Source organism: Mycolicibacterium tusciae, assembly GCF_002086795.1.
Lineage (GTDB): Bacteria > Actinomycetota > Actinomycetes > Mycobacteriales > Mycobacteriaceae > Mycobacterium > Mycobacterium tusciae.
This window is the reverse complement of the sequence record NZ_MVIM01000006.1, coordinates 176,459-198,193: the sequence shown is the minus strand read 5'-3', so window position 1 is coordinate 198,193 and position 21,735 is coordinate 176,459. Positions and strand designations below refer to the sequence as shown.

23 protein-coding genes are annotated in these 21,735 nt (G+C 66.0%); 14 read left to right on the top strand and 9 right to left on the bottom strand.

Annotated elements, in window-relative coordinates:
- Position 1: 1 nt before the first annotated feature.
- Positions 2–730 (top strand): respiratory nitrate reductase subunit gamma, encoded by a 729-nt coding sequence (narI, locus tag BST47_RS13595; protein WP_083126174.1) that lies wholly within the window; start codon positions 2–4, stop codon positions 728–730.
- A 7-nt stretch (positions 731–737) separates the two neighbouring features.
- Here narI and BST47_RS13590 read toward each other — a convergent pair whose 3' ends face one another.
- Positions 738–1,142 (bottom strand): group III truncated hemoglobin, encoded by a 405-nt coding sequence (locus BST47_RS13590; RefSeq protein ID WP_083126043.1) that lies wholly within the window; start codon positions 1,140–1,142, stop codon positions 738–740.
- A gap of 75 nt (positions 1,143–1,217) precedes the next feature.
- Here BST47_RS13590 and BST47_RS13585 point away from each other — a divergent pair, with 75 nt between their 5' ends.
- The 5 genes from BST47_RS13585 to BST47_RS13565 all read left to right on the top strand — a co-directional run bounded on the left by BST47_RS13585 (position 1,218) and on the right by BST47_RS13565 (position 4,649).
- Complete coding sequence (locus BST47_RS13585; RefSeq protein ID WP_234809695.1) at positions 1,218–1,865, top strand: helix-turn-helix transcriptional regulator; 648 nt, start codon at positions 1,218–1,220, stop codon at positions 1,863–1,865.
- Entirely contained in the window at positions 1,862–2,287 is a 426-nt protein-coding gene (locus BST47_RS13580; protein WP_083126041.1) for a hypothetical protein, read from the top strand. The genes BST47_RS13585 and BST47_RS13580 overlap by 4 nt, the downstream gene beginning before the upstream one ends.
- A gap of 22 nt (positions 2,288–2,309) precedes the next feature.
- Positions 2,310–2,729, top strand: a complete 420-nt coding sequence (locus BST47_RS13575; protein ID WP_083126040.1) for a pyridoxamine 5'-phosphate oxidase family protein — start codon at positions 2,310–2,312, stop codon at positions 2,727–2,729.
- Positions 2,730–2,793: 64 nt separating this feature from the next.
- On the top strand, positions 2,794–4,203 hold the full coding sequence (locus tag BST47_RS13570; protein WP_083126039.1) for a WS/DGAT/MGAT family O-acyltransferase: 1,410 nt from the start codon (positions 2,794–2,796) through the stop codon (positions 4,201–4,203).
- Between the two features lie 5 nt (positions 4,204–4,208).
- The gene (locus BST47_RS13565) at positions 4,209–4,649 is read left to right on the top strand and encodes a pyridoxamine 5'-phosphate oxidase family protein (RefSeq protein ID WP_083126038.1); all 441 of its coding nucleotides are present in this window, start codon (positions 4,209–4,211) and stop codon (positions 4,647–4,649) included.
- Positions 4,650–4,696: 47 nt separating this feature from the next.
- On the opposite strand, the gene BST47_RS13560 is transcribed toward BST47_RS13565, so the two are convergent.
- The 3 genes from BST47_RS13560 to BST47_RS13550 are packed head-to-tail and all read right to left on the bottom strand — an operon-like array spanning position 4,697 to position 8,208.
- Positions 4,697–6,244 carry an ATP-dependent DNA ligase gene (locus tag BST47_RS13560; protein ID WP_083126037.1) on the bottom strand — a complete coding sequence of 516 codons (1,548 nt, stop codon included), beginning with the start codon at positions 6,242–6,244 and terminating at the stop codon, positions 4,697–4,699.
- Between the two features lie 21 nt (positions 6,245–6,265).
- Positions 6,266–6,634, bottom strand: a complete 369-nt coding sequence (locus tag BST47_RS13555) for a GatB/YqeY domain-containing protein (protein WP_234809694.1) — start codon at positions 6,632–6,634, stop codon at positions 6,266–6,268.
- A gap of 41 nt (positions 6,635–6,675) precedes the next feature.
- Entirely contained in the window at positions 6,676–8,208 is a 1,533-nt protein-coding gene (locus BST47_RS13550; protein WP_083126035.1) for a molybdopterin-dependent oxidoreductase, read from the bottom strand.
- Positions 8,209–8,306: 98 nt separating this feature from the next.
- Here BST47_RS13550 and BST47_RS13545 point away from each other — a divergent pair, with 98 nt between their 5' ends.
- The 5 genes from BST47_RS13545 to BST47_RS13525 all read left to right on the top strand — a co-directional run bounded on the left by BST47_RS13545 (position 8,307) and on the right by BST47_RS13525 (position 14,384).
- On the top strand, positions 8,307–9,074 hold the full coding sequence (locus BST47_RS13545; RefSeq protein WP_083126034.1) for an SDR family NAD(P)-dependent oxidoreductase: 768 nt from the start codon (positions 8,307–8,309) through the stop codon (positions 9,072–9,074).
- A gap of 70 nt (positions 9,075–9,144) precedes the next feature.
- The gene (poxB, locus tag BST47_RS13540) at positions 9,145–10,881 is read left to right on the top strand and encodes a ubiquinone-dependent pyruvate dehydrogenase (protein WP_083126033.1); all 1,737 of its coding nucleotides are present in this window, start codon (positions 9,145–9,147) and stop codon (positions 10,879–10,881) included.
- 48 nt (positions 10,882–10,929) lie between these two features.
- Complete coding sequence (locus tag BST47_RS13535) at positions 10,930–12,291, top strand: neutral zinc metallopeptidase (protein ID WP_083126032.1); 1,362 nt, start codon at positions 10,930–10,932, stop codon at positions 12,289–12,291.
- A gap of 185 nt (positions 12,292–12,476) precedes the next feature.
- Entirely contained in the window at positions 12,477–13,304 is an 828-nt protein-coding gene (locus BST47_RS13530; RefSeq protein WP_083126173.1) for a class I SAM-dependent methyltransferase, read from the top strand.
- Between the two features lie 12 nt (positions 13,305–13,316).
- Positions 13,317–14,384 carry a phosphotransferase family protein gene (locus tag BST47_RS13525; RefSeq protein ID WP_083126031.1) on the top strand — a complete coding sequence of 356 codons (1,068 nt, stop codon included), beginning with the start codon at positions 13,317–13,319 and terminating at the stop codon, positions 14,382–14,384.
- Here BST47_RS13525 and BST47_RS13520 read toward each other — a convergent pair.
- Positions 14,381–15,145, bottom strand: coding sequence for a sulfite exporter TauE/SafE family protein (locus BST47_RS13520; protein WP_083126030.1), 765 nt, complete (start codon positions 15,143–15,145; stop codon positions 14,381–14,383). The genes BST47_RS13525 and BST47_RS13520 overlap by 4 nt on opposite strands.
- A 228-nt stretch (positions 15,146–15,373) precedes the next feature.
- Between BST47_RS13520 and BST47_RS13515 the strand changes: the two genes are divergently transcribed.
- The gene (locus BST47_RS13515; protein WP_207568600.1) at positions 15,374–15,874 is read left to right on the top strand and encodes a 2-isopropylmalate synthase; all 501 of its coding nucleotides are present in this window, start codon (positions 15,374–15,376) and stop codon (positions 15,872–15,874) included.
- 96 nt (positions 15,875–15,970) lie between these two features.
- Here BST47_RS13515 and BST47_RS13510 read toward each other — a convergent pair whose 3' ends face one another.
- The gene (locus BST47_RS13510) at positions 15,971–16,336 is read right to left on the bottom strand and encodes a DUF4267 domain-containing protein (RefSeq protein WP_133056210.1); all 366 of its coding nucleotides are present in this window, start codon (positions 16,334–16,336) and stop codon (positions 15,971–15,973) included.
- A 23-nt stretch (positions 16,337–16,359) separates the two neighbouring features.
- Entirely contained in the window at positions 16,360–17,844 is a 1,485-nt protein-coding gene (locus BST47_RS13505; protein WP_083126028.1) for a cytochrome P450, read from the bottom strand.
- A gap of 119 nt (positions 17,845–17,963) precedes the next feature.
- On the opposite strand from BST47_RS13505, the gene BST47_RS13500 reads away from it, so the two are divergent.
- Both BST47_RS13500 and BST47_RS13495 read left to right on the top strand, forming a co-directional pair.
- Positions 17,964–18,593: a TetR/AcrR family transcriptional regulator gene (locus BST47_RS13500; RefSeq protein WP_083126027.1), complete on the top strand. Its 630-nt coding sequence runs from the start codon at positions 17,964–17,966 to the stop codon at positions 18,591–18,593.
- 14 nt (positions 18,594–18,607) lie between these two features.
- Complete coding sequence (locus BST47_RS13495) at positions 18,608–19,480, top strand: SDR family oxidoreductase (RefSeq protein ID WP_234809693.1); 873 nt, start codon at positions 18,608–18,610, stop codon at positions 19,478–19,480.
- On the opposite strand, the gene BST47_RS13490 is transcribed toward BST47_RS13495, so the two are convergent.
- On the bottom strand, positions 19,477–20,658 hold the full coding sequence (locus tag BST47_RS13490) for an AAA family ATPase (protein ID WP_083126025.1): 1,182 nt from the start codon (positions 20,656–20,658) through the stop codon (positions 19,477–19,479). The genes BST47_RS13495 and BST47_RS13490 overlap by 4 nt on opposite strands.
- 30 nt (positions 20,659–20,688) lie before the next feature.
- On the bottom strand, positions 20,689–21,735 hold the full coding sequence (locus tag BST47_RS13485; RefSeq protein ID WP_083126171.1) for a DNA polymerase IV: 1,047 nt from the start codon (positions 21,733–21,735) through the stop codon (positions 20,689–20,691).

The window sequence follows — 21,735 nt, the reverse complement described above, 5'->3', positions numbered from 1 at the left end:
GATGTCCGGTTGGGAAATCTTCTGGGATGTGGTGCCTTACGTGACGCTCGCGATCGTCATCGTCGGCACGTGGTGGCGATACCGCTACGACAAGTTCGGTTGGACCACCCGCTCGTCGCAGCTCTACGAATCGAGGTTGCTGCGGATCGGCAGCCCGCTGTTCCACTTCGGCATGCTGGTCGTCATCGTCGGGCACATCATCGGGTTGGTGATCCCGGAATCCTGGACCAAGGCGATCATGACGGACCACGTGTATCACCTACAGGCGGGAATTCTCGGGGCGATCGCCGGCTTCGCCACACTGACCGGTATCGCATTGCTGATCTATCGCCGCCGGACCACGGGGCCGGTGTTCATGGCGACCACCGTCAACGACAAGCTGATGTATCTGGTGCTGGTGCTGGCCATCGTCGCCGGGCTCAGCTGCACTCTGATCGGTGCCACACCAGGGGGCGCCGAGCACGATTACCGGGAAACGGTCTCACCGTGGTTCCGCTCGATCTGGGTGCTGCAGCCGCGGGGCGATCTGATGGTGCAGGCGCCGCTGTACTTCCACATCCACGTGATGATCGCGCTCGTGCTGTTCTGCATCTGGCCGTTCACCCGGTTGGTGCACGTGTTCAGCGCGCCGATCGGCTACCTGTTCCGGCCCTACATCGTGTACCGCAGCCGTGAGGTGTCGGCCGGCAAGGAGTTGGTGGGGTCGCATCGGCCTCGCCGTGGTTGGTGAATTCTGCTCAGCCGGCTGTCAATGCGTCGAGTTCGCGCGCGTCGGTACCTCTGAGCCTGCGGTGCATCGCCCTCGCGATCCTGCCTGCTTGGATCTTCGCACGATCTGCCGCCGGCCCGTCGTACATGAGGTCGACCGTCGCCTCCCACAGCGCGAGCCAGCGCGCGAAGTGCTTGGCGTGCAAGGGATGCCGCAGGTCAAGTTGGCGATGAACCACCAGGGCGCTACCGCGATAGAGTCCGGCGCGAAACAGCACGGTTTCCCAGAAGTCACACATCACCGGCAGGTGTGATTCGAGTCCTTGTGCACGTAGCTCACTGAAGGGTTCGGCGAGGACATCGTCGGCAAAGACCTGGCCGTAGAAGCGCCGCAACAGCACCTCGACGTCGTCGCGGTTGGTCAGATCACTCATCGGGACCTCTGCTGGTTTTTACAAGAGCATTTGTATAAACTCTAGCGTATGTCGAGGCCGCGGACAGTGAGCTCCATGTCACAGCCATCCGGCCGTCGCGAAGACGTGCTGGCGGCGCTGAGGGGTGCGGCCGACGCGATGACGATTGCGAACATCGCGGAACAGCTTGAGGTGCATCCGAATACCGTGCGCTTCCACCTCGAGGCCCTGGTCGCGGACGGCAGGGCCGAGCGGGTCGAACCGGATCGCAAGGGCCAAGGCCGGCCGCCGCAGTTGTATCGTGCGGTCGCAGGGATGGATCCCGGTGGGACGCGGCGGTACCGAATGTTGGCTGAAATCCTCACCTTGGCGCTGGCGGGCGACTCCAACGCCAGCGCCAAGGCGCTCGAGGCGGGCCGCGCATGGGCTGGCAGGCTGAGCCATCCGCCCCGCACCAGGCCTGGCGTCCGGGCGTCGGTCAATCGGCTGGTCAGCCTGCTCGACGATCTCGGGTTTGCCCCACAGCGGCGGGAGAGCGAGGGCGAAGTCGAAGTCGGACTCCGTCATTGCCCCTTTCTCGAACTGGTCGACGAAGCACGGTCCGTCGTCTGCCCGATTCACCTCGGTCTGATGCAGGGTGCGATGGCGACGTGGCGCGCGCCCGTCACCGTCGATCGCCTGGAACCCTTCGTCGAGCCGGGCCTCTGTCTGGCTCACCTCACCCTCGATGAGGAGGCGTCATGAGCACGGGTCCCGCGGTCGCTACCGCGTTGACGTTCGTCTGGCTCGGCATGGTGCTGGCCATCTCGTTTCTCGAGGCGCCGCTGAAGTTCCGGGCACCCGGCGTCACGCTGCAAATCGGACTGGGCATCGGCCGGCTGGTCTTCCGCGCGCTCAACAGTGCCGAAGTGCTGATCGCCGTCGGTATCGCTGTCGGGCTGGCGCTGAACCACCCACGCACCGGCATCGTCGTGGCGTTTGCCATCGCTTTCGGCGCGCTGATTATTCAACTTGCCGGTGTGCGACCGCGATTGACACGCCGCTCCGACGCGGTGCTGGCCGGCGAGAATGCCCCACGCTCCCGCGCCCACTACGTCTACGTGGCATTGGAGGCGGTGAAGGTCATCGCGTTGATCGTGGGCGGAATTCTGCTGCTGTCCAGCTGAACGCGGTCCCTACACTGCATTCATGGCCGATGAACCGATGGACGTCCTTTCGGCAGAAGAGAGCTGGAACCTGTTGTCGAGCCGGTCGTTGGGCCGCCTGGTCACGTGTGTCGACGGCCACCCCGAGATCTTTCCCGTCAACTACGTAGTCCAGCGCAGGACCGTCCTGTTTCGCACCGCGGACTTCGCCACCAAACTGTTCACCGTCGTGATGAACGCCCACGTGGTATTCGAAGCCGACGACCACAACGTGGCGGAAGGCTGGAGCGTGATCGTCAAGGGCATCGCGCAGGTGCTCAACTCCAGCGACGAGATCGAGGAAGCCGAACGGGCGCAATTGCTGCCGTGGACGGCCGGGATGAAACCCCGATACGTGCGGGTGGAGCCGACCGACATCAGCGGCCGCCGCTTCCGATTCGGATCTGCGGCCGTCACCGACTGACGGCCCGTCGACTAGGGACCTTTGGCCCCTTCGGCTGCGGTCCGGAACAGCCGACAGTGGACGTATGGAGCAATTGAGCACGTTTGATGCGGGATTCCTCCACGCCGAAGACTCCGACCGCCATGTCAGCCTGGCGATCGGTGCCGTGGCCGTCCTGGCCGGACCGATGCCCAGCTTCGATGCGCTGACCGCGACCATCGGTGAGCGCGTGCTTTCGCTGCCGCGGTTAGGCCAAGTGCTGCACACCCAGCCCCTGGACCTCGGTGCTCCGCACTGGGCCGACGACACCGACCTCGACATCTCCCATCACATCCGGCTGGCGGCGCTGCCCCGTCCCGGAGACGATGCAGCCCTGTCCCGCTGGGTGGCCGAGGTCATGGAACGGCGCCTCGACCGCGACCGTCCGCTGTGGGAATGCTGGATCGTCGACGGCTTGGCGCACAACCGGTGGGCGATCCTGATCAAGGTCCACCACTGCATCGCCGACGGAATCGCTGCCACGCACATGCTTTCCCGAATCTGCGACGACGGTGCCGGTGACACCTTCGCGACCGAAATCTGCGCCGCGCACGAGTCGACACGTGGTCTGCGGCTGCCCGCGCTCACCCTCAACCCGGTCGACTGGATCGCCGGGGCGTGGCGTACCTCGGTCGGCATCACCAGCGCCGCGGCGCACGTCCTGCACGGGGCGGCCGAGATCGCGGGCGGTCTGCTGCGGCCCGCGGCGACGTCGTCACTGACCGGACCGCTGAGCAGCATGCGGCGTTACGCCTCGGTCGAGGTGTCGATGGAACAGGTGACAAAGATCTGCAATGGGTTCGACGTGACCATCAACGATGTTGCGCTGGCGGCGATTACGGACAGTTACCGCATGATGCTGCTCCGTCGGGGCGAGCGCCCCCTGCCCGATTCGCTCCGAACCCTCGTTCCGGTTTCGGTGCGCGCTGCCGATGCGGCCGACAAAGCGGACAACCGCGTCTCGGTCATGCTGCCCTGGCTACCCGTGGAGGAGGCCGATCCCGTCGCGCAGCTGCAGACCGTGCACGAACGACTCACGCGGACGAAGGCCAGTGGCCAACGCCAGGCCGGGAACATCTTCGTCTCCGCCGCGAAGGCAATCCCTTTCGCGCTCACGGCGTGGACCGTTCGGACCTTGACCCGGCTGCCTCAGCGCGGCGTCGTCACACTGGCGACGAACGTGCCTGGACCGCGAAAGCGCTTGCGCATCATGGGCCGAGAAGTCATCCGCCTGCTGCCGATTCCGCCGCTGGCACTGAACCTGCGCACGGGCATCGCGATCATGAGCTACGCGGACCACCTCGCGTTCGGCATCATCGGCGACTACGACGCCGCACCTGATGTCGATGAGCTGGCGAGCGGCATCGAGCGTGCGGTCGAACGTTTGACGGCCGTCAGCGCCGGCCACTGGCGCTCCACACCCGTGGGGACGCTCTCACTCGTACAAGGGGGCTGAACACGATGCCGAACACCCAAGAACTCGACGTCCTCAACCGCAGACAGTGCCTGGACCTCCTTCAGGATGTTCGGGTGGGACGCCTCATCTTCACTGAGGACGCACTGCCGGCAGTTCAGCCGGTCAACTTCCGGATATGGCGCGACGACGTGGTGATTCGTGTCGCCGGCGGGGCCAAGCTGGCCGCCGCGAGCGATAACCTCGTCGTCGCCTTCGAGGCCGACGAGTTGGACCCAGACCTGCGCAGCGGATGGAGCGTGACCGTCGTCGGGCACGCGCAGCCGATCACGGCCGTCGACGATCTGGTCGAGATCGCGGGCACCTTTGTGCAGCCGTGGGTCCAAGGTCGACGCGACCACTTCATCCGCATTCGGACCGAGAAGATCACGGGACGTCGCTTCCGCGAACGCGGCTTACCGCAGTACCACGCCGCCGCGAGCGGCTAGCTCGCTGCTGTCTCGGAAGGATCCGGCGTGATGGGACCTTCGACGGATCAGTCGGCGCGCTGGTAAAGGGCGCGAACGGTGTCGATGGTGTCGGCCTCAGCGGGGTTCTTGTCGTCGCGGTAACGCAGGACCCGCGCGAAACGCAGTGCCATACCGCCGGGATACCGCGACGAGGTCTGCACGCCGTCCAGCGCGATTTCGACGACCTGTTCGGGGCGCACCTTGACGACATAGCCGTCGGTCGGGCCGTCGGCGAGTTCGAGGAAGCGGGCGGTCTGCCACGCCAGCATCGCGTCCGTCATACCCTTGAAAGTCTTTCCGAGCATGACGAATTCGCCGGTCTGGGTGTCCCTCGCACCGAGATGGATGTTCGACAGCTTGCCGGTGCGCCGGCCCGACCCCCACTCGACTCCGAGGACCACCAGATCCAGCGTGTGCACCGGCTTGACCTTCAGCCAGCCCGCCCCGCGACGGCCGGCCTCGTACGGCGTCGACAGCGATTTCGCCATGACGCCTTCGTGGCCCGCCGCCAGCGTGACGTCGAGGAAATTCTGCGCCTGCTCGGCGTCGTCGGTGATCAACCGGTCGACGCGCTGGGCCTTCGGCACGATTGCGTCCAGCGCAGCGATGCGTTCACTGGTCGGCAAATCCAGCAGGTCGGTGCCGTCGAGGTGCAGCAGATCGAAAACGAACACCGACAGGGGTTGTGCCGTACGGGCCGCCGCGATGTCGACCGAGCGCCCGAACCTTGACGCGGTGACCTGAAACCGATGGGGACGACCGTCGGGACGCAGCGCAATCGCCTCGGCGTCGGCGATCAGATCGGTGACCGACAGCGCCAACGTCGCATCCACCACCTCGGGCAGCCGTGCGGTGACGTCGTCGAGGCTGCGGGTATAGATCCGGACGTCGTCACCCGCGCGGTGAATCTGCACCCGCGCGCCGTCCAGCTTGGCCTCGAAAACCGCTGTGCCACCAATGCGTTCAAGAGCGTCGGCGACACCGGTGGCGGTTTGGGCGAGCATCGGACCGACGGGCTGGCCGACCTTTGGCCTGAACTCCTGCAGCGCAACCTCGCCCGCCGTCAGCGCGGCGGCCGCGACGGCGGGCAGATCGCCGCCGAGCATGGCCGCGCGGCGCACCGCGGCGACGGGAACATCGGCCGCCTTAGCGACCGCGTCGGCCATCACTCCCACCAGGGCTCCCTGGCGGAGTTCACCGCCGAGCAGGCGGCGCAGAAATGTCTGCTCGGCGCCGGTGGCCTGACCGAACAGTCCCGCGACCAACTCGGCGCGCCGCGCCTGGGAGCCCTTGCCTGCGACCGTCCCGATCTCGCTGAACCGGGCATCGACATCAAGGACGGTCAGCGACGCCTCGGCCGCCGCTGGTGGCAACGATCGAAGCGCCGCCCAGCCGACGCCGATCTGGCGCTGCGGCAGTTCGCCGGACAACCACGACACGACCACCGCGACCAGCCCGGCATCGCCCTCGTCGCCAGCACGGCGCAGCAGGTCGGCGATCCTGGCGATCTTCTTCAGACGGGCCGAAGAGGCGCCGACTTCGGCGGAGGCGGTGACGACGTCACGAAGCAGCACGATTCCAGCCTGGCACGGGTGTCAGACATCTCCGAGTAGGCCGGTGAGCACCGCGGCTTCTGCGCGTAGGGCGGCGGCGCGTTCGGTGTGCCCGCCGCTGCTCACCTGCCCGGCCGCGGCCAGCCGCTCGTCGGCCTCGGCCCGCAGCAGATCGCGAATCTCGTCGTCGGACAACTCCCGGCGCGCCACCTCGGCAGCACCGAGCCCGACCACCCCGCCGGCGATGGCTCCACTCTCCGGTGCGTCGATGTCCACGGCGTCGGGAGTTTCCGCGTTGTCGATGGCACTCAAGGCCGAGCGCAGCGCGGACACCCGGGGGGCGGCGCGCTCCTTGCGGGCGGCGAGCAGCGCATCGCGCAGGGATTCTCTCCAGACCTGTGCAGCAGTCACGGCGCGCCAAACTAGGCGTCCGAGGCCGCGACCGCAGCTCATTATTTGACCGCGAAGGAGACGGTGTGCCAGCCGGTGGCGCCGTCGGGAATCGGGTCGGCCAGGTCGGCCGTCTGGACGGCACCGGTGTTGTCGGTCGCGCGGACGGAGATCGTGTGCAGGCCCGGCTCTGTGGCCTGCCACGGAAAGCTCCACAGCCGCCATGTGTCGTTGGCGTAGCTCGCGCCGAGCTCGGTTTGCTCCCAGTCGCCCTCATCGATGCGCACCTCGACGTCGCGCACACCGCGGTCCTGAGCCCACGCCACCCCGCCGAACCTCACCGCCCCCTGTGCCACGTCCTGGCCGCTGCGCGGCACGTCGATGCGCGACTGTGTCTTGATCGGTCCGCGCGCGGACCAGCCAAGCGGTGTCCAGTACCCCTGTGCGCGGTCGAACCGGGTGAGTTCGAGGTCGACGACCCACTTGGTGGCCGACACATAGCCGTAGAGGCCGGGTACGACGAGGCGCGCGGGGTAGCCGTGTTCGGTGGGCAGCGGCTGACCGTTCATGCCGACGGCGAGCAGCGAATCACGGTCGTCGGTTAGTGCTTCCACGGGGGTGCCCGCGGTGAACCCGTCGATCGACATCGACAGCACCATGTCCGCGTCGGAGTGAATACCGGCCTCCGCCAACAGGTCCCGTATTCGATAGCCGGTCCATGCCGCGTTACCGATGAGGTCTCCTCCGACGGGGTTGGACACACACGTCAGCGTCACCAGCTTCTCGACGACCTCGAACCGTTCGAGATCCTCGAAGCGGTAGGTGATTTCGCGGTCGACCATGCCGTGGATCCTCAATTGCCAGTCGGCCCGACTCAGCTGCGGCACCGACAGCGCGGTATCGATCCGGTAGAAGTCCTCGTTGGCGGTGACGAAGGACGGCAGCGCGACACCTTCCGGCTGCACGGTCGGCGGGACTTCCGGTGCGGCGACGTCGATCTTCGGGAGTGCGAAGGCGTTGCGGTCGCCCGCGACGGACGTCGTCAGCCGCGACAGCACAGCACCCCCGACCCCGGTGAGCGCTCCCACCCCGAGGAATCCGAGCGTGACGAGCGACAGCCGTCGGCCGCGATCGGGGGAGTCCGTCGCGGGATCGCCTTCCGGTTCGTCGACAAACCGGCCGGACGTCAGCAGCCGAAGCACGGCGACACCGCAGACGGTGCCGATGATCGTCGGGACGATGTCGGCCCAGCCCGCCCCCGCACGCGACAGCACGGCCGCACAACCCGCGACCCCGGCGGCGACGATTGCGGCGCTGCCTATGGGAACGCGGCGCGTCTCGTATTGCGCCGTCACCGCCGCGATCGCCACGATGACGGCGATCACCGCGATCGACAGGAACAGTTTGTCGGCCGTGCCGAACGTCTGGATGGCCCATTCCTTGACCGGGCCAGGCGTGAGATCGATGACGGCTGATCCGACGGCGGTGCGCGCGTCGGCTTCAGGCCCGAAGAATACGACGAGCAGTTGGGTCAGGCCGAGGGCGACCGCGGCCGCCGCCACGCCCGCCATCGCCTTGGCGCCGCGCTCCGTCATGAGGCCAAGCTACCCACGCACCGACCCGAAAGCCTTAACGAAAAGTGACGTCAGCTAAGTTGCTTTACAGTCTGACCTCATTTTGGAAAGGGAACTAAATGGAGATCTCGGGCAAGAAGGCCATCATCGTCGGCGGGGCTTCGGGCTTCGGTAAGGCCACCGCTGAGTTGCTGGCCAAGCGCGGCGCGAGCGTGGCAGTGCTGGACCGCCCGCAATCGAAGGGCAAGGAAGTCGCTGACGAGATCGGTGGCACCTTCTATGAGGTCGACGTCACCGACTTCGAGGGCACCGAGAAGGTCCTGCAGCAGGCCATCGACCAGCTGGGCGGCCTGCACATCATCGTCACGACCGCCGGCGGTGGCGTCGCAGAACGCACCGTGAAAAAGGACGGGCCGCATAGCCTGGAGTCCTTTCGCAAGTGCGTCGACCTCAACCTCATCGGCACCTTCAACATCAGCCGGCTGGCCGGCTGGCAGATGAGCAAGCAGGACCTCGTCGACGACGAACAGGAGGAGCGCGGCGTCATCATCAACACCGCGTCGATCGCTGCCTTCGAGGGCCAGATCGGACAGGTCGCCTACACCGCGTCCAAGGCCGCGATCGCCGGTATGTGCCTCACCATGGCTCGCGACATGGGCAGCCTGGGCATCCGTGCCCTCGCGATCGCCCCGAGCCTGTTCGCCACCGGCCTGACCGAAGGCATTCCCGACGAGTTCGCCAAGGCGCTCACCAAGGATGCGGCGTTCCCGAAGCGGTTGGGCAAGCCGGAGGAGTACGCGAAGCTGGTGGCCGCGATCGTCGAGAACCCGATGCTCAACGGGCAGTGCCTGCGCCTGGACGCCGGCCAGCGTTTCGCCCCCAAGTAATTCGGTGATTTCGGTGCGCTAATCACCGCTGAGCGACTGTTAGCGCACCGAAATCGCATAGTGTGGCGGGGTGGCGACTGTTGCTGATCACGTCATCGAGGCCCTGCGGATCAGCGGCGTACGCCGCGTCTACGGCCTGCCCGGCGACAGCCTCAACGGCTTCACCGACGCGATCCGCCGCTCCGGCGAAATCAGTTGGGAGCACGTCCGTCACGAGGAGACCGCCGGATTCGCGGCCGCGGCGGATGCGGCGCTCTCCGGCGGCCTGGCCGTTTGCGCGGGCAGCTGCGGCCCCGGCAACCTGCATCTGATCAACGGTTTGTTCGACGCGCACCGCAGCCGCGTTCCCGTGCTCGCGATCGCCGCGCACATCCCACGCACCGAAATCGGATCGGAATACTTCCAGGAGACGCACCCGCAGGAGCTGTTCCGCGAGTGCAGCGTCTACTGCGAACTCGTCAGCACCCCCGAGATGGCGCCGCGCATCCTCGAGATGGCGATGCGCGCGGCCGTCGAGGAGAACGGCGTTGCCGTCGTCGTAGTCCCCGGCGAGATCTTCCTGCAGCGCGCCGGCTCCTCCGGGTGGAACGCGCGGCCGGTCGTTGCGACACGGTCGGTGGTGCGCCCCGACGACGAGTCGCTGCAGCGGGCGGCCACCATCCTCAACGACGCCGAGGCGGTGACGATTCTGGGCGGCGCCGGCGTCGCCGGTTCACACGACGTCCTGATCGCCGCGGCGGCGACGCTCAATGCGCCGATCGTGCATGCGCTGCGCGGCAAGGAATTCATCGAGTACGAAAACCCCTACGACGTCGGCATGACGGGACTACTCGGCTTCGCGTCGGGCTACAAGGCGATCAACGAATGCGACGCGCTGTTGATGCTGGGCACCGACTTCCCGTATCAGCAGTTCTATCCCGACAACGCCAAGGTCGTCCAGGTCGACATACGCGGCCGCAACCTCGGCCGCCGCACCCCGATCGAGCTTGGGCTGGTGGGCTCGGTCAAAGACACCCTCGCCGCGCTGCAGCCGATGCTCAGCCAGAAGAGCCGGCGCGAGCACCTGGACCGGTCGCTGCGCCATTACTCCAAGACCCGTAAGCGGATGGACGACCTTGCGGTCAACGATCGCGATCGCACCCCCATTCGACCTGAATACGTTGCCGGACTTGCCAATCGGCTGGCAACCGACGACGCGGTGTTCACCGCCGACGTGGGTTCGCCGGTGGTATGGGCCGCTCGGTACCTCACGATGAACGGCCGTCGCCGGCTCATCGGCTCGTTCAACCACGGCACCATGGCGTGCGCGCTGCCACTGGCAATCGGTGCGCAAACCGCTTACCGCGACCGGCAAGTCGTGGCGCTGGCCGGCGACGGCGGGCTGACGATGATGTTCGGTGAGTTGCTCACGCTGATCCAGAATCGGCTGCCAGTCAAGGTGATCGTGTTCAACAACTCCTCGTTGAATTTCGTCGAACTGGAGATGAAGGCCGCGGGCATCGTCAACTTCGGAACCGATCTGGTGAACCCTGACTTTGCCGCCATTGCTGAGGCGATGGGAATCTTCGGCCGGCGCGTCGAAGCGCCGTCCGGTCTGGAGGCCGCCTTGGTCGAGGCATTTGAATTCGACGGACCCGCCATCATCGATGTGGTGACTGCACGGCAGGAGCTGTCGATTCCACCCGCGATTACAGTTGAGCAGGCAAAAGGCTTCTCGCTTTACGCGATCCGGACGATTCTCGCCGGCCGGGCCGACGAGTTGCTCGACTTGGCGACGACCAACGTGGCGCGACGTATTCTCGACTGAACACCCACTTGCTGCCCACATTTTGATCTTGACCGCTAATGTTTGCCCATGCGCATTGGTGTGGCCGCGTTGGCGGCTGTTGTATTGCTCGTGGCCGGCTGCGGCGGAGGTAGCAAATCGGAGCCGTCGTCGCAGGCTCAGAAGACCGCGGGCGGTGCGCCCGACATCAGCGACGTCAAGATCGACGGTGACGCCTCGGCGCCGGTGAACAAAATCGCAATGCAGGCCATCGCGGATCTGGAGCAGTACTGGGCCGAGCAGTTCCCGAAGCTCTACGACAAGGAGTTCGAGCAGATCTCCGGTGGCTACTATGCCGTCACCGCGGACAGCCCCGCTCCGCCGTGCACCACGTCACCCGAGGAGGTCGCGGGAAACGCGTTCTACTGCTCGACCGAGGACGTCGTAGCGTGGGACGCCCAACAGCTGCTCCCCGAAATGCAGGACAAGTTCGGGCCTTTCACCATCGCGGTCGTGATGGCCCACGAATGGGGCCATGCGGTTCAGACGCGGTCGAACTTCACCGGCCGCACCGTCACACAGGAGCTGCAGGCCGACTGCTTCGCAGGTGCTTGGTCACGACACGCGCAGGAAGACAAGGTGTTCGAGGTCAACGCCGCCGACCTGGACAGCGCGCTTGCCGGTGTTCTCGACCTGCGAGACACGCCTGGCACATCGAAGATCGACCCCAACGCGCACGGCAGCGGGTTCGATCGGGTCAGCGCTTTCCAGGACGGCTATGACAACGGGCTGGACAGTTGCAAGGACTACCGCGACGACGAACCGATGGTGCTCGCACTGCCGTTCAACGATGAAGCGGACGCCTCGCGCGGCGGCGACTCTCCGTACGACTCGATCATCAACGGGGTGCCGTACGACATCGAGGATTACTTCACGCAGCTGTATCCGGAGATCGCCAACGGCGAGGAGTGGCGTCCGCTGGCGCGCATCGAGCCGTTCGATCCCGCCAACCCGCCGATGTGTGCCGACCAGTCAGCCGAGGGATACGCGTTGTTCTATTGCGTCCCAGAGGATTACGTCGGCTGGGACAACGTCGACGCGATGCCCGAGGTCTACCAGCAGGGCGGCGACTATGCGGTGGTCACGCTGCTCGCCACCCAGTGGGGTCTGGCGGCGTTGACCAGGCTCGGTGACGATTCCGACGAGAAGACGTCGACATTGCGCGGAGATTGCCTGGCAGGTGGCTATACGGCGAGCGTGATCCTCTACAACCGTCCCGAGACCAGTACGTACCGCATCTCACCCGGCGATCTCGACGAAGGTATCAAGGCGCTACTGGTGTTTCGCGGTGACGGTGACGTCGAACGCCAGGGTGCAGGCTGGGCCAGGGTGGAGGCGTTCCGTAAGGGCGTGATCGACGGCGCCGAGTCGTGCCTGACCTATCAGGCATAGCAACAGCTTCACGGAATCCGCCGTACGGCGGACAATCGCGCAACATTCTTGTCCATTACCGGATATTCGCGCTCCTCAGGGCGTTGAGTGAGTGGTGCATACGGAACCGGCGCCGGCCAGATCTGTTACCACAACGTCAATTTCGGCACCGGTCGATGTTTGCACTCGACAAGGAGGACCGCGTCATGACAGATCCCACGGCTACTCTCGACGTACAGCAGGTCGCTGCCAAACATCGCGCGATGTGGGCGTCCGGCAACTATCCCAAACTCGCCGTCGAACTCGTCACTCCGCTCGGCCCCGTTTTGGTGGAAGCTACCGGCATCGGCCCGGGGGATCGAGTCTTGGACGTGGCCGCCGGTACGGGGAACGCGTCGATACCTGCTGCCGAAACAGGCGCGACGGTCGTGGCCAGCGACCTGGTCCCGGATCTGTTGGAGCACGGCGGGCGACTGGCCGCCGAGCGAGGCGTCGAGCTGGAATGGCGTGAGGCCAACGCCCATGAATTGCCCTTCGGGGACAACGAATTCGATGTGGTGATGTCGTGTATCGGCGTGATGTTCGCGCCGTTTCATCAGCTCGCCGCGGGGGAGCTGCTCCGCGTGTGCAAACCCGGTGGCAGGATCGGGCTGATCAGCTGGACACCTGAAGGCCATATCGGGCAGCTGTGGGCCACGATGAAGCCATACGCGCCGCCCCCACCGACCGGTGCTCTACCGCCGCCGCTGTGGGGAGATGAGGACCACGTCCGCGCGCTGCTGGGCGACGGCGTGACCGATGTCGTCATGGAGCGACGGATGCTGACGGTCGACGCATTCGCCGACGGCGCGCAGTTCCGCGACTACTTCAAGAATCTCTACGGGCCGACCATCGCGGTGTACCGCAACATCGAGGGCGATGCGGCTCGCGTCGCCGAACTCGACGCGGCGATCGCGCATGTCGGCGACAGCGTTCTGACCGGCTCGGCGACGATGGAATGGGAGTACCTGCTGCTGACGGCGCGTAAGACCTGACAACATGTCTTCATGCCCGATGACGCGCAGCAGCTGCCGACACTGAGCGACGACGACCAGGCTGCGCTGCAGCGCTGGGCGCGACAGCAGGGGCTCGGCTCGACGGTGAGCGATGTGCAGCCGCTCACCGGCGGCACCCAGAACATCGTGGTGCGGGTGCATATCGACGGTCGCCCAATGGTGCTGCGCCGCCCGCCCCTTCATCCGCGGCCGACGAGCGACAAGACGATGCTGCGCGAGATCGCAGCGCTGCGCACGCTCGCGGGTAGCGACGTCCCGCATCCAGGTTTCATCGCCGGCTGCGAAGACCTCGGCGTGCTCGGGGTCGTCTTCTATTTGATGGAGGAGATCGACGGCTTCAACCCCGGCAGCGAGGTGGCCGAGGCGTACGTTCGCGACCAGTCTTTCCGACACGATGTCGGCCTCTCCTATGCGGCGAGTTTGGCACGGCTGGGGAATGCCGCTTGGGAGGGTAAGCCGCTCGCCGAGCTGAAACGGCCAGGGTCCTTTGTGGAGCGCCAGGTTCCGCAGTTTCTGCGGCTGTTGGAAAGCTATCGGCACGAGCGCTACGAGCCCGAATCGCTTGCAGTCACCGACCTTGCCGACTGGCTTCTTGCCAACGTCCCGCCGGAGAGCGAGCCGGGAATCATGCACGGCGACCCGCATATGAGCAATGTCCTGCTGCGGCGCGACAAACCGGAGCTGGCAGCGTTCGTGGACTGGGAGATGTGCACCGTCGGTGACCCGCTGCTCGATCTCGGCTGGATGCTGATCACCTGGCCGCTGGACACCAGCACGATCACCGCGGGGGGCGCCCTGGGCGCACTCGGGGGCCTGGCCACCCGGCGTGAACTTCTCGAGGCCTACTGGGAAGCCGGCGGACGTGAGACGCCGAGACTCGATTGGTACATGGCGATGGCGTGTTTCAAGCTCGGCGTGGTCATCGAGGGCACCTGGTCGCGCTACCTGATGGGCAAGGCGAGCCGCGACGCAGGCGAGGCACTGCATGCCAATGCCCAGAACCTGATCGATATCGGTACCCGGGTCGTCAAGGGCGACAACCCGTTTGACCTGAACTAGCCGAAGGCGTCATACCCGAGTTTGACGGCCAGCGCCAGTCCCGCCGCACCGATCGTCAGCCGTATCGGCTTGGCAGGGGCGTGACGCACGACGACGGGACCCAGCCGTGATCCCACGAGGCAGCCCAGCCCGAGGGGAACGACCGCCGACCACTGCACCGGTGCGACGAAGACGAAGATGACCGCCGCGACGATGTTGGCGATGCCGAGGATGACGTTCTTGCCCGCATTGGCGTGCGCGAGCGTCGCCCCGCCCGCCCGGAGCAGTATCGCGAGCAGGAGAACACCCGCGGCCGCACCGAAATAGCCGCCATAGATGCAAATTACGAAGATCGCAGCCGATTCGAGTACCAACGTCACCGTGTGTCTTCGATGACTCGCCACCGTCGCATCCTTGCGCTGGCGGGCCGGGATGAGGATGGCCACCGAAGCGAATGCGAGGAGAAGGGGAACCACCTTCTCGAAGCCCTCGGCGGGGAGCGACAACAGCAGAACGGCGCCGCCCAGTCCACCCAGCGCCGCGACCGGGGCGATGCGTTTGAGCCACGGCCCCTGCCCCTCGAGTTCAGGACGCGAGCCCCACACCGACCCGATGCCGTTGAACACCACGGCCACCGTGTTGGTCACGTTGGCCGTCACCGGTGGCAGGCCCACGAGCAACAGCGCGGGATATGTGGCTACGGAAGCCAAGCCCGCGATGCTGCCGGTGAGGCCGCCGAGCACACCCGCTGCGGCGAGAAAGGCCGCATCCCACCACGTCATTGCGCGCTCACGTTACTTCGCGGACCGTTCCGAGCTGCCCCTTGGGGCCGGGACCTCGCTTTGCCGGCTGAAATGTGTTTGCACCCGCCTGCCGGGGCGTCTAGAGTCGCCAACGTGCCGAGGCGACTCGTAGTAGCAACCCGCAGCGGGGTCTGATCCTGACCGACCCCTCGCTGTGGGTCGTCGCTACTTCGTCGGTCACTTCCTTTGAACTGAGAAGACCGGCACATGACATTCGAACCCGCAATCAGCGCAGCTCCCATACCGGGCCCAGCACCGTTCGCGAGCCACGTGGACGGACCTCTGCCCCGCGGTCTGCGCCAGGAGGCCGATGCGATGGCTTTCGAAACGTTCCTCGATCAATACGCGCCCACGACAGGACCATTGCGATTGGGCCAGTGGGAATGCACCGATAGTGATCGGCCCGCCACCCGGTTGGGTCCGCAGGCGCGCACCTACCAGGCGACGCTGGCCGTCGGAGATCGCATCAGCACGTCGTCGGCCAGGGCGTGCGGACCGGTCGCCGCGCTGACCGAGATGCTCTACGAGCGCGGGATCGCGGTCGAGATGACCGCCTTCCACCAACTGCCGGCGGGCGACAACACCGCGACGTTCATCCGCGGTTCCGGCGGAGGGCATTCCGAGTGGGCGGTGGGACTTGCCGACGACCCGACGCAATCGGCGTTGCGTGCGGTGATCGCATGCGCCAACCGGCTGTTGGCCTCCTAGTTCCGGCGAAATTGGGCCCACACCAAGTAGGGGACATTCCAGCAGGCCTCTACTCGGACTTTCGCTGCTGGAATTCCATTTCGCGACGAAGGAGTCCTAGCGCGCGATACCGCGCAGCGCCCATGCGCCGAGCGCGACCGCGAGAACGGGCACGGTGACGGGGGCGCCGGCCGCCGAGCGCGCGAAGTCGCCGCGGTTCATCGCGACGGCACCGGCGGCGCCGTCGCCCACATCGCACGCCAACCCGGCGGTCACGAACGCTCGTTGCTGCGCCCCCGACGACAGGAGCGTGCCGATGCCGATGACGATGTCGCGCACTCCGAACAAGCGCCACGCGTAATGCGACTGGCCGCCGTCCGCATCCATCCCGAAAACCCGTGCGGTGAAGCTCGGGCTGAGCCACGCCAGCACGCCGGCGGCGATTCGCCCGATGGCCAATGCCGCAACCACGCGGTCGGCCACGGAACGCTGATTGTCGGCCACGGTCAGTGCAGCGGACGCAGCACGATGTGCATACCGTCCTTGGGCACCGGCATGCCGCCGTAATCCCATTCGGTCGTGTAGCCCTTGTGCGGGAGCTCCAGCCGGTACTTGCGCAGCAGCCGGTGCAGGATTGTCTTCACCTCGAACTGGCCGAATGTCATGCCGATGCACTTGTGCGCGCCGCCGCCGAAGGGGCTGAAGGCGTACCGATGCGACTTGTGCTCGTTTCGCGGTTCGGTGAAGCGCAACGGGTCGAACTTCATCGGCTCGGGGTAGAACTCCTCGAGTCGATGGTTCATCCCGGGGTAGGCGATGACGTTCGTGCCCTTGGGCAGGTAGTAGCCCAACAGTTCGGTGTCGCGCACTGTTTGACGCATCGCCCACTGCACCGGGGTGACCAGACGGATGGACTCGTTCATCACCAGATCGAGGGATTCCAGCTTCTCCAGCGAGTCGATGTCGAGCGGTCCGTCGCCGAGACGGTCGGACTCGTCGCGGCAACGGTCTTGCCACTCAGGGTGTTTCGCCAAATGGTAGATCATCGTGGTGGCCGTCGACGTCGACGTGTCGTGCGCGGCCATCATCAAGAAGATCATGTGGTTGACAATGTCGTCGTCGGAGAACTTGTTGCCGTCCTCGTCCTCGGTCTGACACAGCACCGTCAGCAGATCCGATCCGTCCTTTCCGCGCCGTTCCCGCACGCGTTCCTGGAAATACTCCTCCAGGAGCTTGCGGGCCTGCATCCCGCGCCACCACGTGAAGGGCGGCACCGGCTTGCGGATGATCGCGTTGCCCGCGCGCGTGGTGGTGGTGAACGCGTTGTTGACCTTGGTGACGAGTTCGTGGTCGGTGCCTGGCTCGTGACCCATGAACACCATCGAGGCGATGTCGAGCGTGAGCTCCTTCATCGCCGGATACATCAGGAATCGCGGGTCGTCGGTCACCCAGTCGTTCGCGATGACCTGCGAGACCACCTTGTCGACCTGCTCCTGATAGCCGACCAACCGGCTCCGGACGAACGCCTCCTGCATGATCCGCCGGTGGAACATGTGCTCCTCGAAGTCGAGAAGCATCAGGCCGCGGTGGAAGAAGGGGCCGATCACCGGGACCCAGCCCTGCTGGTTGAAGTCCTTGTTTCGGTTGGAGTAGATGGCCTGCGCGGCATCGGGGCCCAGCGCCGTGACGGCGGGCAGGACGGGCGAGTCGGCGTAGTAGAGAGGGCCGTACTTGCGGTAGATGTGCAGCAGGTAGTCGGGTCCGCCGCGGAACATCTCGATCATGTGGCCGACGATCGGCAGGCCGGCGTCGCCGGCGACTCCCTTGAGGTCGCTGCCCGGGGGCGGGTTCGTCATCGTCTTCTGTGGAAAGTCGGTCTTGAGCAGCTGCTTCTCGACCACACTCATACCCGGGAAATTGGTGATCGACGGGGTCAACCGCCGCTTCGCCTTATCCAGCAGGTAGTCCTTCGTGCTGATGGTCGTCGGCATCTGGGCTCCTCAAGCAAAAGATGACTGTGGCCGTTGTCACTCCTATCCTTATCCTGAATGGCAGACTTGACGCATGTCAAGTTTGGATCTGGCGTGGCGCGATGCGAAGGTCTACTGCCATGACCGCTGAGTCCGTCGGCCCCGAAGTACGCCGCAGCAGGGGTGACCGGCAACGTGACGCCATCGTCACCGCGGTGCGCGATCTGCTCCACGAGCGCTCGTTCGCAGATCTGTCCGTCAGCACCATCAGTGAACGCGCCGGCGTCGCCCGATCAGGTTTCTACTTCTACTTCGACTCGAAGTACGCGGTGCTCGCGACCATCATGAAGGACGCTGGCGATCTGCTCGACGACCTCACGCATCATTTCGCGCCGCGTGAGCCCGGCGAGGCGCCTGCGGCCTTCGCGAAGCGGATGGTCGGTAGCGCGGCTGCCGTGTACGCCAACGAGGATCCGGTGATGACGGCATGCGCGGCGGCGCGCAACACCGACGCGGAGATCCGCGAGATCATGGACGACTTTTACGACGGCGTCATCGCCAAACTGATCACTCTGCTCGAGAACGACCCCGACGCGCGCCCGATCTCTGCCGACCTGCCCGCCCTGGTTCGGACGCTGGCGGCGGTGACCTCCTTCACGCTGATGCATGACAGTGCCTTCGTCGGTCGGAATGAGGAACCCGCGCGCGCCGTAGATATCGTCGAGCGGCTATGGCTGTCCGCCTTCTGGGGCAGCGGTCACTCAGCCTAGGTAGGGTCAGCGGCATGGCGGCTAGCGTGTCTCGGGGAAGCGATTTCGCCGGTAAGCGTTGTCTGCTCACCGGAGCCGCCAGCGGCATCGGCCGCGCGACCGCGCTGAAGCTGGCCGCCGAAGGGGCCCACCTTTATCTCACCGACCGCGACGCCGAAGGTCTGGAGCAGACCGTGGCCGACGCCCGTGCCCTAGGTGGCGTGGTCGGCGCCTACCGTGCTTTCGATATCTCCGACTACGACGCCGTCGACAAATTCGCCGCCGACGTCCACGCCGAGCACCTGGCGATGGATGTGGTGATGAACATCGCGGGTGTGTCGGCGTGGGGCACCGTCTCCACGCTTTCACACCAGCACTGGAAGTCGATGATCGACATCAACCTGATGGGTCCGATCCACATCATCGAGTCGTTTGTCCCGCCGATGGTCGCCGCGGGCCGGGGTGGCCATCTGGTGAACGTGTCGTCGGCCGCTGGTCTGGTCGCGTTGCCGTGGCACGCCGCCTACAGCGCGAGCAAGTACGGCCTGCGTGGCCTCTCCGAGGTGCTGCGATTCGACCTGGCGCGGCACCGCATCGGCGTATCTGTCGTGGTACCGGGCGCGGTGAAAACGCCGCTGGTGCAGACGATTCACATCGCGGGCGTGGACCGCGAGGATCCCAGCGTCCAACGCTGGACCGACCGCTTCAGTGGCCACGCGGTGTCACCGGAACATGTCGCGGACCGCATCCTGCGCGGCGTTCGGCGCAACCGGTTCCTCGTCTACACGTCTCCGGACATCCGGGCGCTCTACATGTTCAAGCGAACCATGTGGTGGCCGTACAGCGTCGCCATGCGTCAGGTGAACGTGCTCTTCACCCGTGCGCTGCGGCCGGCCAAATCCCGCTAGCGCTTACCCCAATCCCACCTCGGGGCCGTGAGCATGGTCAGGCCGTCGACACATGTCTCGCCGAGATCCTTGCGCAACTCGAGCTGGATCGCGTCGCCGCCGGAGTCGGCATTCCCGACTGCGCCCAGGTGGTCCAGTAGCGCCGTCGAATGCGTGACGACGATGACCTGCGTGGCGTCCGCCGCTGCGCGGATCATTGACGCGAGCGGGCCGACCAGGTCGGGGTGCAGCGACGTCTCCGGTTCGTTGAGGACCATGAGTGAGGGTGGTTGGGGGCTCAGCAGCGCGGCGGCCCACAGCAGGAAACGCAGTGTGCCGTCGGATAATTCAGCGGCGCGCAGTGGACGCAGCATGCCCTGCTGCTGCAGTTGAAGGTCAAACAGCCCGTCGTGCACGGCGACCGACACGGTGGCGCCGTCGAACGCTTCGGCGACGGCGCGATGCAGATCGTCGAAGCCCCCTTCGATGATCGTCTGGATAGCAGCCGCCAGATCGCTGCCGTCATCGGCGAGCACCGGTGTCCGGGTACCCACCTGCCGTAGCCGCGACGGCGCCGTCGCGTCCACCCGGAAGCCGTCGTAGAACCGCCAATTGCGCAGCCGGTCGCGTACCGCGGCGAGCTCCGGATGTGCGCCGGGATGGGCGTACTCGGCGAGGACGCTGCGGTATGCCGGAAGCGCTTGGGTGAGCTTGTCGAAGCCGCGGCCCGATTCCGAACTCGCCTCGGCGTATTCGCGGGTGCGGCGCACCAGCGTCGAACCGGGCCGCATCACGGGTCCGACGAACACTGCCTCGCGCTTGATCTCGGGGTCGCGGGCGAACAACGAGCGATGACCCGCCATCTGCGGCAGCCCGAGGTCCACCAGATAGCCGAAGTCGTCGGACGCGAATCCCAGCTCGAGCGAGACGGGTCGGGTTCGCGCCGTGCCCTCGACCCGTCCGGTGCGCTTGGCGCCGCCGAGTTGTTCCGGACCCGCCCACAGCACCGACTCCAGGCCACCCTCGGCCGCCAATGAGCCGATCACCTCGCCGCGGCCACAGTCCGCGAGCAGCCGAAGCGACCGATACAACGACGATTTGCCCGTACCGTTGGCGCCGGTGATGACCGTCAGCCCGGCCAGCGGCAGCACCACATCACGCAACGACCGGTACCCGCGGATCGCGATCGTATTCAGCATGGGGGCAGCGTATTGCCGGGGTGTGACGGGTCAGTACCCGCCGGCGGGCGCGGCGAGTTCCAGTCGCACACCGAGCAGGCGGATCGGGCGGTCCAGTTCGAACTGGTGCAGCAGATCCAGCGCGGTGGCGACAATCGTCTGTTCGTCGTTGCCCGCCGACGCCAGCTTGCGAATCTTGGTGCGGGTGAAGAACGTCTTGGTGCGCACCGTCACCGCCACCCGGGTGGCGACCCGGCCCTGGTCGATGATTTCGGCGAGTGTCGTCATCGCGAGTTTCACCACTGCCGAATCGATCTCAGCAGGGTCGGTCAGGTCCTCGGGGAAAGTGATCACGTGGCTGCGCGAGCGCGGCACCCACGGTTGCGCACTGACCTCGGTGTCACCGCCACCCTTGGCCAGCAACAGAATCCAGAGCCCGGTCGTCGGACCGAAGGTCGACGTCAACAGTTGCGCGTCGGTGACGGCCAGGTCTGCAACTGTGGTGATACCCATACCCGCAAGCCTTTTCGCTGTCTTGGGACCGACCCCCCAGAGCGCGTCGACCTCTCGGTCGCCCATCACCGCCATCCAGTTGTCCTCCGTCAGCGAGAAGATCCCCGCCGGCTTGCCGAAACCGGTCGCGACCTTGGCGCGCTGCTTGTTGTCGCTGATGCCGACCGAACACGACAACCCCGTGCCCGCGGCCACGACCTCACGAATCTGCTCGGCGAATTGAAACGGATCGGTCGACTCATCGGCGCCGACGTACGCCTCGTCCCAACCCCACACCTCGACAGGATGGCCGAAGTCGCGCAGCAAGCCCATCACCTCTTCGGAGGCCTCGTCATAGGCGTCGGTGTCCAACGGCAGGAACGTCGCGTCGGGGCACTTGCGCGCCGCGGTGCGAAGCGGCATCCCGGCGTGCACGCCAAACGCCCGCGCCGGATACGACGCGCAGGTGACGACCTTCCTGGGCTCGTTCGGATCACCGTTGCCGCCGACGATGACCGGCAGTCCGGCGAGCTCAGGGTTCCGTCGGACCTCGACCGCGGCCTGGAACTGATCGAGGTCGACGTGCAGAACCCAGCGGGGACTCAT